This window comes from Marinobacter flavimaris, from assembly GCF_045057155.1.
Lineage (GTDB): Bacteria > Pseudomonadota > Gammaproteobacteria > Pseudomonadales > Oleiphilaceae > Marinobacter > Marinobacter manganoxydans.
In genome coordinates this window covers 4,475,048-4,486,404 of sequence record NZ_CP171359.1, presented here as the reverse complement: position 1 = coordinate 4,486,404, position 11,357 = coordinate 4,475,048, and the positions used below count along the sequence as shown (strand labels likewise).

Annotated in this window: 10 protein-coding genes and 1 riboswitch; of the genes, 5 read left to right on the top strand and 5 right to left on the bottom strand. The window is 58.7% G+C overall.

The genetic code is table 11. The features are described 5' to 3' along the window. Positions 1-60: 60 nt before the first annotated feature. The 3 genes from ACGK9W_RS20955 to thiC all read right to left on the bottom strand — a co-directional run bounded on the left by ACGK9W_RS20955 (position 61) and on the right by thiC (position 3,102). Complete coding sequence (locus ACGK9W_RS20955) at positions 61-546, bottom strand: DUF1249 domain-containing protein (RefSeq protein ID WP_286800934.1); 486 nt, start codon at positions 544-546, stop codon at positions 61-63. A 2-nt stretch (positions 547-548) separates the two neighbouring features. Beyond that, entirely contained in the window at positions 549-1,163 is a 615-nt protein-coding gene (locus tag ACGK9W_RS20950) for an NUDIX domain-containing protein (RefSeq protein ID WP_339622366.1), read from the bottom strand. A gap of 61 nt (positions 1,164-1,224) precedes the next feature. Next, positions 1,225-3,102 (bottom strand): phosphomethylpyrimidine synthase ThiC, encoded by a 1,878-nt coding sequence (gene thiC, locus ACGK9W_RS20945; RefSeq protein ID WP_339622368.1) that lies wholly within the window; start codon positions 3,100-3,102, stop codon positions 1,225-1,227. 77 nt (positions 3,103-3,179) lie between these two features. Next, positions 3,180-3,293, bottom strand: a riboswitch (TPP riboswitch). A 175-nt stretch (positions 3,294-3,468) separates the two neighbouring features. Here thiC and ACGK9W_RS20940 point away from each other — a divergent pair. Beyond that, positions 3,469-4,872: a TolC family outer membrane protein gene (locus ACGK9W_RS20940; protein WP_286803270.1), complete on the top strand. Its 1,404-nt coding sequence runs from the start codon at positions 3,469-3,471 to the stop codon at positions 4,870-4,872. Between the two features lie 49 nt (positions 4,873-4,921). Here the strand turns inward: ACGK9W_RS20940 and waaA are convergent, their stop codons facing one another. Next, entirely contained in the window at positions 4,922-6,175 is a 1,254-nt protein-coding gene (gene waaA, locus ACGK9W_RS20935) for a lipid IV(A) 3-deoxy-D-manno-octulosonic acid transferase (protein WP_286803268.1), read from the bottom strand. A 121-nt stretch (positions 6,176-6,296) separates the two neighbouring features. Here waaA and lpxL point away from each other — a divergent pair, with 121 nt between their 5' ends. Genes lpxL through ACGK9W_RS20915 form a run of 4 tightly spaced genes read left to right on the top strand, consistent with a single transcriptional unit; the run spans position 6,297 to position 10,451 of the window. Continuing rightward, entirely contained in the window at positions 6,297-7,244 is a 948-nt protein-coding gene (gene lpxL / locus ACGK9W_RS20930; protein WP_273017800.1) for an LpxL/LpxP family Kdo(2)-lipid IV(A) lauroyl/palmitoleoyl acyltransferase, read from the top strand. Positions 7,245-7,291: 47 nt separating this feature from the next. Continuing rightward, complete coding sequence (locus ACGK9W_RS20925) at positions 7,292-8,287, top strand: mitochondrial fission ELM1 family protein (RefSeq protein WP_273069921.1); 996 nt, start codon at positions 7,292-7,294, stop codon at positions 8,285-8,287. After that, positions 8,284-9,399, top strand: a complete 1,116-nt coding sequence (locus ACGK9W_RS20920; protein ID WP_286803264.1) for a glycosyltransferase family 4 protein — start codon at positions 8,284-8,286, stop codon at positions 9,397-9,399. Before ACGK9W_RS20925 ends, ACGK9W_RS20920 begins: the two co-directional genes overlap by 4 nt. Further along, on the top strand, positions 9,396-10,451 hold the full coding sequence (locus ACGK9W_RS20915; RefSeq protein ID WP_405418525.1) for a glycosyltransferase: 1,056 nt from the start codon (positions 9,396-9,398) through the stop codon (positions 10,449-10,451). The genes ACGK9W_RS20920 and ACGK9W_RS20915 overlap by 4 nt, the downstream gene beginning before the upstream one ends. 23 nt (positions 10,452-10,474) lie before the next feature. On the opposite strand, the gene ACGK9W_RS20910 is transcribed toward ACGK9W_RS20915, so the two are convergent. After that, a complete protein-coding gene (locus ACGK9W_RS20910) occupies positions 10,475-11,269 on the bottom strand; it encodes a glycosyltransferase family 2 protein (protein WP_008170849.1) in 795 nt (264 codons plus the stop codon). Positions 11,270-11,357 lie beyond the last annotated feature (88 nt).

Genomic DNA, 11,357 nt, shown 5'->3' with positions numbered 1-11,357 from the left:
ACACCGGTGAGCCATAGCCACACCACTTTAGTACGGGATGAGCCTCTGGCAGGCCGCGCCTCAGTCGACGCCTTCACCGGCGGACCAGGCGGCGTGTTCCATAGGTAGGTGACCAAACCGAAGACAGTAATCCAGCCAATCGGCAAGGAAACCGTTGACCTGAACTTTCTCGTCCGGATGGTGCATGAAGCGATTGGGGTAATCATTGACCGGGGCAATCTGGCGATCACGGTAACAGCTGATCACTTCCGCCATGTTGGCGTCGTGGTAGACCCGCACGGTCATTTGAGGGTTATTGAGCCAGCGCCCGGAATTATGCACCTGCTCAAGCAACAGGGTCTCGGTGAACCTCGCAGTCTGGAGCACCTGAATCCGGACCCGACCCAGATAATGGTTTTCCCGGTGCAACTCAAATTCGCAGACGGGCTTGCCGTCCACCTCCAGCTGACGCAGTTTCTGCAGCCGCTGATAGTTGCCGTCACACAGGGCACCAAGCTGCCTCAGATCCGGAACGTACCGCCTGGGTTTCATGGTCCACTCACCCATTACTACCACCCTTTTCTCAAGCGGGCCCGATTCAGCTCGAGCCACTGAAGGGCAATAATGGCGGCAGCGTTGTTGATACGGCCATCGTGGATCATCGCTATGGCATCGTCGGATGACACCACGTGGGCGCGGATGTCTTCGTGCTCATGCTCCATACCATACAGCCCGCCGGCGTCTTCAGTGCTCACGCAGCCACAATAGAGATGAATCATTTCGGTACTGCCACCCGGCGACACCAGGTAGTCGCAAATTTTTTCCAGCGGCTCAAACGTTAGGCCGGCCTCTTCCTGACCTTCCCGCTGGGCGACCTCTTCCGGGCTTTCGCCGTCTTCGTTCATGCCGGCAACCAGTTCGAGTAACCACGGCGACTGGTCTCGGCCCAGGGCACCGAGGCGAAACTGTTCCAGCAGGACAACTTCGTCCCGCTCCGGATCATAGGGCAGCACGCAGGTAGCATCGCCCCGGATGAACAGCTCCCGGGTAAACACCGGCATATCCCGGCCATCAAAACGCGGGTGGGTCAGCCAGAGCTTATCCATTCGGAAGAAGCCCTGGAAGACGGTTTCACGTTTTTCGACGTTGACGTCGCTGGCTTTGAACTGGAACGGTTTGGCCATTTTTCATCCGGTCGTTGAATCGACTTGGAACGATAGCCTTTAGTTGGGTATTACTTCAAGTTCAAACCTTGTCGTAAAGCTTGCTCCCGGATTCCACGAACTCGCGGGATTTCTCCTGCATGCCTGCATCCACCGCGGATACCTCATCAAGGCCGTGCTCCCTGGCATACTCCCGAACTTCCTGGGAGATCTGCATAGAGCAGAACTTCGGTCCACACATGGAGCAGAAATGCGCCACCTTGGCGGATTCCTTCGGCAGGGTTTCGTCGTGATAGGCGCGGGCCGTATCCGGGTCCAGACCAAGGTTGAACTGGTCTTCCCAGCGGAACTCGAAACGGGCCTTGGAGAGGGCGTTATCGCGGATCTGGGCGCCAGGATGGCCTTTGGCCAGGTCGGCGGCGTGGGCGGCGATCTTGTAGGTGATGATACCGGTTTTCACATCATCCTTGTTGGGCAGGCCAAGGTGCTCCTTGGGTGTGACGTAGCAGAGCATGGCACAGCCGTACCAACCTATCATGGCGGCACCAATGCCGGACGTGATGTGGTCGTAGCCGGGGGCGATGTCGGTGATCAGGGGGCCAAGTGTGTAAAACGGCGCTTCGTCACAGCATTCGAGCTGCTTGTCCATGTTCTCCTTTACCAGATGCATGGGCACGTGGCCCGGGCCCTCGATCATGCACTGTACGTCGTGTTTCCAGGCGATCTTGGTGAGCTCACCGAGGGTTTCCAGTTCGCCGAACTGGGCTGCGTCGTTGGCGTCGGCGATGGAGCCGGGGCGCAGGCCGTCGCCAAGGCTGAAAGAGACATCGTAGGCTTTCATGATTTCGCAGATGTCTTCGAAGTGCTCGTACAGGAAGCTTTCCTTGTGGTGAGCCAGGCACCATTTGGCCATGATCGAACCACCCCGGGAGACGATGCCTGTGGTGCGCTTGGCAGTCATAGGCACATGGTGCAGGCGGACGCCCGCATGGATGGTGAAGTAATCCACGCCCTGCTCGGCCTGTTCGATCAGGGTATCCCGGAAGATTTCCCAGGTCAGGTCCTCGGCCACGCCGCCGACTTTTTCCAGGGCCTGGTAAATCGGCACGGTGCCGATGGGTACCGGGGAGTTGCGGATGATCCATTCCCGGGTCTCGTGAATGTTCTTGCCGGTAGACAGGTCCATGATGGTATCGGCGCCCCAGCGGATGCCCCAGGTCAGTTTCTCGACTTCTTCCTCAATGGAGGAGCTGACCGCTGAGTTGCCAATGTTGCCGTTAATCTTCACCAGAAAGTTACGGCCAATGATCATCGGCTCGGATTCCGGGTGATTGATGTTCGCGGGGATAATGGCGCGGCCGCGAGCCACTTCGTCCCGGACGAATTCGGGGGTAATCTGGTCCGGCAGGCCCGCACCGAAGGACTGTCCGGGATGCTGGTCTTTCAGCAGACCCTGTTCCCGGGCCTCCTGCAGCTTCATGTTTTCACGGATGGCGATGTACTCCATCTCCGGGGTCACGATACCCTGCCGGGCGTAGTGCATCTGGGAAACGTTTTGGCCAGGTTTGGCCCGTAGCGGTTTTCGCTCGTCCATGAACCTCAGCGGGTCAAGCTGGGGGTCTTTCATGCGGCGGCGGGTGAACCCGGAAGAGTAGTCCGGAAGCTGCTCCACATCACCGCGTTCGGCGATCCAGGCGGCGCGGACTTGTTTGAGACCTTTACGAAGATCAATAGCAGCTTCAGGATCTGTGTACGGGCCGGACGTATCGTACACAACCACCGGAGGGTTCGGCTCGCCGCCCATCTCCGTGGGCGTGTCCTGCACGGTAATTTCCCGCATAGGTACCCGCAGATCGGATCGGCTACCCTGCACGTATACTTTTCGTGAGCCTGATAATGGTTTGATGGCGGCGGAATCCGCCGCTGCGGATTCACTGAGATAGGCTGGCAAGTCCGTCATGGTCTGCTCCCGGTATTGGAGGGTTGTCGGGTCGCGTATGACGGGCCTTCCGGTACGGAAGAGGCTGGAACCAGCACGTTTTGAATGGTCTTAATCCCTACGCCGGCATTATCCGGATCAGGTTGCGGGTTCCGCACTGCAATCTCAGCCAACCACCGGTTTTCGGTGTATCAGCACCCCGTCAAGACGCGAACTGCTCACAAAATGAGTGAACTCTGCAAGTGTAGAAGCGGAGGCGTTTATTGTCCATAATGAGCAACCAATACCTTTGGGTCACCGTCGGCACCGGCCCATACCTTGAATACAGGCCTTCCGAACCCCCTATCCAGATCAGGGATACCCGGAGATAGTTTGTCAGGAGAAGCAATGAATAAGCGTTTACTTCCAGGATTGATCAGCCTGCTCGCAGCCCAGCCTGCGTTCTCTCTGGATCTGATGGAAACCTATGAAAAGGCACTGTCCTATGACTCCGGCATTGCCTCGTCCCTGGCGCAGTTCCAGGCACAGCAGGCAACCAGCGATGTCAGCAAGAGCGCCCTGCTGCCCAAAATCTCGGCGGTTGGGTCAGCAAGCTACACAAGTTTCGAGCCCAAGAATATACCCGGGGGGGCAAACGCCGATGAGCTGACGCGGCAACTCTTCTCGGGAGACAGTTATCGAACCTACCGCTACGGCGTCGAGCTGACCCAGCCACTGTTCCGGGCTCAAGACTGGTTCAGCTACGAAGCCAGCCAGTTCCAGACCGAGGCGGCCGAGGCCCAGTACAACCTGGCCCAGCAACAACTGATTCTGGATGTGGCAACCGCCTACTTCGATGTCCTGCGCGCCAAGGACACCGTCACAACCGCAAAAGCGACTGAAACGGCCATCCAGCGCCAGTACGAACAGGCCCGGGAACGGTTTGACGTGGGGCTCATTGCCGTCACCGAAGTCTATGAAGCGCGTGCCAGCTACGACGATGCCAGGAGCCAGCGCATCGCCGCCGACAACGACCTGAATGTGGCCAGGGAACAACTGGCCCGGTTAACCGGAGAATATCCGGACGCCATGGAAAATCTCAGGCAGAATTTTCCGCTCGGGCGCCCGGAGCCCATGGATCCGACTTCGTGGGAAGCAACCGCGGTGGAGCAAAACTGGTCTATTCAGGCGGCCCTGAGGCAACTCAATGCCAGCGAAGCCAGCCTGAAAGCGGCAAAGTCCGGTCATTTGCCAACCCTTGAGCTGAGCGCCTCCTACCAGGAAACCAGTCTGGAGAACGCCCTTTTTACCCAGCAGGAGGGTAGCCAGTCCGTTGCCTCACTGTCACTGACCATCCCGCTCTACACGGGCGGCGGCACCCAGGCCGGCGCCCGGGAACAGCGTTCGCTGGTCACCGCCGCCGAACAGGACCTGAATACGGTGCGCCGGGACGTACGGGTGAATACCCGGAGCCTGTTCCTGACGGTCAACAACAATATAGAGACCGCTTCCGCCCTGGAACAGACCATCATCTCTCGCCGCAGCGCCCTCGACGCCACCCGCGCCGGCTATGAGGTTGGAACGCGAAATATTGTGGAAGTGCTGGATGCGGAACGGGCCTATTACGTAGCCCTGAGGGATTACGCCAACGCCCGCTATGATTATGTGATCAACTCGCTTCAGCTCAAACAGGCCGCCGGAATCCTGACCCCTCGGGATCTGATCGACCTGAACAACTGGCTGAGCGCCGCTGCCCCCGGGATCGAGGCTCTGGCCAACGAGGAAGAAACGCTGGACGATCCTACCCAGTAACCGCAAAGGCGGGTGAATCGGTTTACCCGCCTTTGCGGCCAGCCAGGCCTCAGACTCGTTCAATGATCCCGTCGACCACCTTATCCAGGGCTCCCCGGTTTTTATTGACCACCTCCAGGGCCCTGCGGCCGATGGCCTGGCGTTCTTCGTCATCACCGAACAGCAATGACACGTGAGCCGCCAGCTCATCTGCATCGGCGACCAGCTTGACACCCTTGTCATCAAGCAGTCGCTGGTAGATGGTTTCAAAATTGAAGATGTAGGGCCCTGAAAACACGGGAATACCCCAGCCAGCAGGCTCCAGGGGGTTATGCCCGCCGCGCTCGATTAACGATCCACCGACAAAGGCCAGATCACTGGCTCCGTACAGCATCATCAACTCGCCCATGGTGTCCCCGAGATAGACCTGCGCCTTGCAGGGGTCGTCCCCCAGTGACCGGCGGGCGAGTGCGAGCCCCTTCCGTACAGCTTTTTCGGCCACCGACTCAAAGCGATCCGGATGCCTCGGAACCAGAATCAGCAGGGCGTCTGGATGTTTTTCCAATACCTTAAGATGTGCCAGCAACAGCTGCTCATCCTCGCTGCCATGGGTGCTACCGGCAATCCAGACCGGCCGGCCGGCCAGGCTCTGCCTGAGGGCAATGGCCGCTGCCCGCACCTCATCCGGAATATCAACATCGAACTTGACGCTCCCCGTGACGGCCACCTTCGATGGCGCAACACCGATTCTCCGGAACCGGTCGGCATCCTTCTCTGCCTGGGCGGCGACCCAGCTGATGCTTTGCATGATAGGTGCCACAAGGCCCCGGATGCGCTCATACCCGCGCGCAGAGCGCTCGGAGAGGCGGGCGTTGATCAGAAACACCGGAACCCGACGAGCCCGGCACTGACGAATCATGTTCGGCCAAATTTCAGTTTCCATAATAACCAGTATCCGGGGCTTGACCCGGTCCAGGAACCGCCGGATGGCACCCGGCGTATCATAGGGCGCGTAGGCATACCGCACCTGATCACCAAACATCTTGCGTGCCTGGGCCAGCCCGGTGTCGGTCATGGCTGTCATCAGGATGGTGATACCCGGGTTCCGGGCCAGCAATCGTCGAACCATGGGCGCTGCCGCTATGGTTTCACCCACCGAGACAGCATGAACCCACACAACCCTGCCGCTAGCCCGGGGCACAATGCCCAAGCGCTGGTACCAGTTGCGCCTGAGTTCCGGAGCTCGACGTCCGTTCCACCACAGGCGCAGCAGAATGAACGGCAGAATCAGCCTAATAAGCTGGGAATAGATAAATTGCAGCACACAGGACTCCGGGCAAAACAGTGCGCTATCATAGCGCAAAACCTATTGATTTGCTTCCGATTGATGGTTTGGGCCATCGTACCACCACCGATAGATTCAGACTTTCCAGGACCGGCTTTACGTGAAAACGAAATACCGCAAAATTCCGCGAAACACCGATTACTCGGCCTACCGCCATCCCCGATGGTGGTCCACCTGGCTGGGAGTCTTTTTGATGTGGTGTGTGTCCCGGCTGCCAATACGCGTTCAGTGGTGGCTGGGCAAGCTGGCGGGACTTCTGGCGTTCCGCCTTGCCCGGGAACGTCGGCACATCGCCGAGGTGAACATTCGGCTGTGCTTCCCGGAGCTCACAGCCGCTCAGCAATCTGCACTGGTTCGGAAAGCGTTTATTGCCAATGGTATTGGCTTGCTGGAAATTGGCATCGCCTGGTTTCGTGATCCAGCCAAACTGACAGGCATCACACAGGTCCATGGCCTTGAGCATTTCGAGCACGCTCTGGCAGAAGGTAAAGGCGTTTTATTACTGGGAGGCCATTACAGTACTCTGGATCTCGGCGGGAGCCTGGTGACCGAGTTCATTGAAGCAGACGTGATGCAGCGGGACCATAACAACCCTTTGATGAACGCCGTGATGACGAGAGCCCGTGAACGCCGGTATGGCACCGTGCTCGGCGCCAGGGACCTTCGGGGCCTGTTTCGCAGCCTGAAGAAAAACCGGGCCGTCTGGTATGCCACCGATCAGGATTACGGCCGCAAGGATATTGTCTTTGCGCCCTTCTTCGGAATACCGGCGGGCACGATTACCGCTACGTCCAGGATCGCGGAGCGCAGCGGCTGCAAGGTCGTCCCGTTCAGTCATTTCCGACGTGACGATGGTCCGGGCTACGACATCTACTTCCATCCTGCCCTTGAGAGCTTTCCCAGCGGGGACGATCTTCAGGATGCAACATTGATCAACCAGACTATCGAGCGGGAAGTGCGGCGCGCCCCGGATCAATATCTGTGGATGCACCGGCGCTTCAAGACCCGCCCTGATGAAAACGATCCGGGACTCTACAAACGCCGGTAATAACGAACTCAGGCAACACGGAGGCCGGCAGCGCATGCCGGAACACCATGGCCAAACCCGAGCCCAGAACGCAGGATGCATCCACTCCGGTGGTGTGGCTTCTGACCGACAACAAGCCGGGTCACCGGAATCAGCTGAAGGGGCTTGGCAACCGGCTTCGCGTTCTGGCTGGGGCAAGCACCTACTGGATCGATGTTTCCCCCACAAAGGTACCTCTGTGGCGGGCATTGCTGGCCTCTTCGCCGCGTATGGAGGCGTCACTGCCTCGACCCGATCTTGTCATCGCGGCAGGGTCCGGTACGCATCGGTTACTGCTTGCGCTGCGAAAACGTCGCGGGACCCGAACGCTGGTCATCATGAAGCCCGCGTTTCCGCTGTCTCTGGTCAGCGGCGCCCTGATTCCAGCCCATGATCGCGTGCAGCCAGGCCCGCGGGTTCTGTTAACCGAGGGCGTTCTGAACACCATCACACCCCTGGCCAGAATCACCGAGAAACAGGAAGCGCTATTACTCATAGGCGGACCTTCACCGCACTTCGACTGGGACGACGATGTCGTCCTGGGCCAGATATCCCACCTGATCGGTCAGTACCCTGACTGGCGCTGGACCATCAGCACCTCACGGCGAACACCGGAGCCCCTGCAGGACCGCCTCGACGACATGGCCGGAGTGCGGATCACCGTTGTTCACCCCCAGCAGACCCACGAGGATTGGCTAAGCCATCAACTTTCCGCCTCACGGGCGGTCTGGGTGACTCCCGACAGCATGTCCATGGTTTGCGAGGCGGCAACCTCCGGAGTGCCAACGGGCCTTTTCGAGTTGGCGGCGAGACCCGGCAGCCGGGTCGTGGACGGAGTGGAACGGCTGGTCCGGGACGGCTATGTTGCCAAGTGGACGGATCACGCCAGCGTCATGGCCGGCAGGGCTGACCACGACCAGTCGCTCTGGGAAGCCAATCGCGCAGCCCTATGGGTCATCGAAAACGGGTTACTGCCAAAGAGCCACAAAACCAATCAACGCCTGCCCAAGGGGGCCCAGCCTTGAGAATTCTTCAGGCACTTCCAGCGCTGTACAGCGGCGGTGTAGAAAGAGGTACCGTAGAGTTCGCTGCCGACCTCGTCAAACGCGGCCACGAATCCTTTGTCGTCTCCAAGGGCGGACCCATGGCGGAACAACTGCGGGGACAGGGTTCAAAGCATATTTTCATGCCGATTCACCGGAAAAATCCGGCGTCCTTCGGGCAAATCCTGCCGATGCGAAAACTGCTTCTTGAACTGAAGCCGGACATCGTTCATGTCCGCTCGCGCATGCCCGCCTGGATTATCTTCCTGGCCCTGAAAAGCATCCCGAAACTGGAACGCCCGGCGGTTGTGTCCACATTCCACGGCATGTATTCGGTAACACCCTACAGCGCCATCATGACCCGCGCCGATCACATCATTGCTGTGTCCCAGTGTGTGCGGGACTACGTGATGAACAACTACCCCGTTCCGGCGGAGAAGCTGACGGTTATTCAGCGTGGTGTCGATGTGGATGCGTTCCACCAACGTGAACTTAGCCAGCAATGGCTGGACCGCTGGTTCCGTCAGTATCCGCAGCTTGCCGGCAAGAAAATCATCATGATGCCCGGACGGATTTCCCGCTGGAAAGGCCAACTGGATTTCCTGGCCATGATGGCGAAGCTGGTGCGCGAGCGGCCCGATTGCCATGGCATCATTGTCGGTGGCGCGGAGCCCGGCAAAGAGCACTTCCTGGATGAACTGGAAAAGGAGCGGGCACGCCTGGACCTGACCGACAAGGTCAGCTTTCTCGGCCAGCGCAATGACATGACCACACTGTACCTGCTCGCCGATGTGGTCTGCCATATGAGCACCAAACCGGAACCCTTTGGCCGGACAGTGACCGAAGCCCTGGCCTCCGGAACGCCGGTGGTGGCTTACAATCGTGGTGGAGCGGCGGAAACCCTGCAGGCGTGCTTCCGGGAAGGCCTGGTGGCGCCGGATAACGTGGATGAGTTCGCACAGGCCGTTTCCCGGATGTTGGATGCCGGGCCTCCGGCCATTGAGATCCCCTACCGATTCCGCCTGGAGGCACAGACAGAAGCGAGCCTGGCCGTTTACGAAACGGTGCTGCAGAATACCGCAGGCCGATCATGACCTCACCGCCCCGGTTAACGATCGCCCTTCTGATTGCCACGCCCGGCACAACCTGGGGCGGCATGGAAAAACACACCGCCGATCTGGCGGCCGATCTGGCCAGACGGGGGCATTGCGTCCATGTAGTGGCTCACAAAGACTACCGGGATAAATTCCATTCCGGCATCCACTTTCATGCGCTGCCCGTTCAACTGGGGCGACGGAACCTCTGGCTCCAACTTGCCCTCCGCCGGCGACTTCGAGAAATAGCACCTGATATTCTGCACGCCCAGGGCAACAAGGCTGCGCAGCTCGCGGCGAAAACCGGAAGCCTTGCCCGGGTGCGAATCGGCACGGTGCACGGCACCAAGTCCAGCCATAAGGCCTTTGATCGCCTCGACGAGATCATTGCCGTAAGCCCCAGGATTCTGGCTACTCTGCGACACCCCCGAAAACACCTTATCTACAACGGCGTGGATTCCGGGAGCGAACGAACAACAACAGACGACGGCCCGGAGCTACCGCCGGGAGTCACCAATGTAATCGCCGTCGGACGACTCGAATCCGTCAAAGGTTTTGATGCGCTGATCAGAGCCTGGGCCATGCTCGGCGATTCGGCACATCGCTACCATCTGACCATTTTTGGCGAAGGCAGCCAGCGATCACGGCTTGAGCACTTGATTCGCCAGTTGAAACTGGAAACCTCGGTAACCCTCGCAGGGTTCCGGGAGAATCTGGCGCCCATCTACGACAGGGCCGAATTGACGGTGATCAGCTCCGAACGGGAAGGCTTTCCCTACGTACTGGCGGAGTCCCTTCTCAATGGTTGCCCCGTGGTCTCCACTCCGGTGTCCGGACCGCGGGATATTCTTCCAGAAACGTCTCTCAGTGCAGGCCACCGGGATCAGGACCTTGCCGAACTGATAACACGAGCGCTCTCTGATCTGGAAACACTGAAACAGAGCGAGCAGCCCGCCATGGATTTTGCCCGTAAAACTCTCACGATCAACGCCATGGGGGAGCAAACGGAAGCGCTGTACCTGAGGGCAATGGGCGAGCAACGAGGCACCTGATGTCCGCTGTATTCGGCAGAGACCTACCGGGTATTTTCCCTCTCAAATTCGGATAGCATCTGCATCTCCCGAGCCTTGGCCAAGCGCATGAAGTTCCTGTTGGCTGCGGTAATGGCAACGCTTAGACCAAACCAACCGTTCAGGATCTGGCGGTGCAGCAGGTAATATTTCAGGAACTTCAGGGGAAACTCGGCAAACAGGCGGGGGCTGGAAATTCGCCGTCCCTTTGCGGCGATAAAGCGGGCCTGCTCCGTCGACAACTGGCAGTACTTGCGCTCCATCTGCTCCAGAGAAATCAGCGTGCGGTGCAACACATCGCCCTTTAAATCCACAACCCGGCCAGCCTTCACCTGCGGCCGGTCATTGTTGCTGTCTTTTTCGGGCTCAATCACTGCCTTGTTACGATTGTAGAGCCTGAGGATCTTCTTCGATTTATCATGGCGGAACGGATGCCGGGGATCCGGCTGGGACAGCACCCAGCGCATCCGGAATCCCGCAATGGCCGGGTCAATCGGCTTTGAAAACAGGTCCTGGATGTTGGCCACAAGCTCGTCCGATAGCACCTCATCCGCATCCAGGTCCAGCACCCAGTCATTACGACAAAGGCTTGCAGCAAAGGCTTTCTGGCAGGCAAACCCCTGCCAGTCGTTATGAACAAAACGGGCACCCGCCGCTTCAACAATGTCACGGGTTCGGTCAATACTTCCGGAATCGACTACGATAATCTCATCAACCCAGCCGGAAACCTTTGCGAGGGATTCCGGCAATCGCAGTTCTTCATCCTGGGTGATGTAATAAACGGATAACGGTAGCTTCATCAAAATTCCTGGTATCGGGCAATCAGTTTACGGACTGGTCAAAACAATATCATGGTTGCCTTATGATAAGATGGCGCGCCTGATTTTG

What these genes read in the sequence shown, in the direction of transcription:
- ACGK9W_RS20955 (WP_286800934.1), bottom strand. Translation starts at nt 546, where the DNA reads ATGGGTGAGTGGACCATGAAACCCAGGCGGTACGTTCCGGATCTGAGG.
- ACGK9W_RS20950 (WP_339622366.1), bottom strand. Translation starts at nt 1,163, where the DNA reads ATGGCCAAACCGTTCCAGTTCAAAGCCAGCGACGTCAACGTCGAAAAA.
- thiC (WP_339622368.1), bottom strand. Translation starts at nt 3,102, where the DNA reads ATGACGGACTTGCCAGCCTATCTCAGTGAATCCGCAGCGGCGGATTCC.
- ACGK9W_RS20940 (WP_286803270.1), top strand. Translation starts at nt 3,469, where the DNA reads ATGAATAAGCGTTTACTTCCAGGATTGATCAGCCTGCTCGCAGCCCAG.
- ACGK9W_RS20925 (WP_273069921.1), top strand. Translation starts at nt 7,292, where the DNA reads ATGGCCAAACCCGAGCCCAGAACGCAGGATGCATCCACTCCGGTGGTG.
- ACGK9W_RS20915 (WP_405418525.1), top strand. Translation starts at nt 9,396, where the DNA reads ATGACCTCACCGCCCCGGTTAACGATCGCCCTTCTGATTGCCACGCCC.
- ACGK9W_RS20910 (WP_008170849.1), bottom strand. Translation starts at nt 11,269, where the DNA reads ATGAAGCTACCGTTATCCGTTTATTACATCACCCAGGATGAAGAACTG.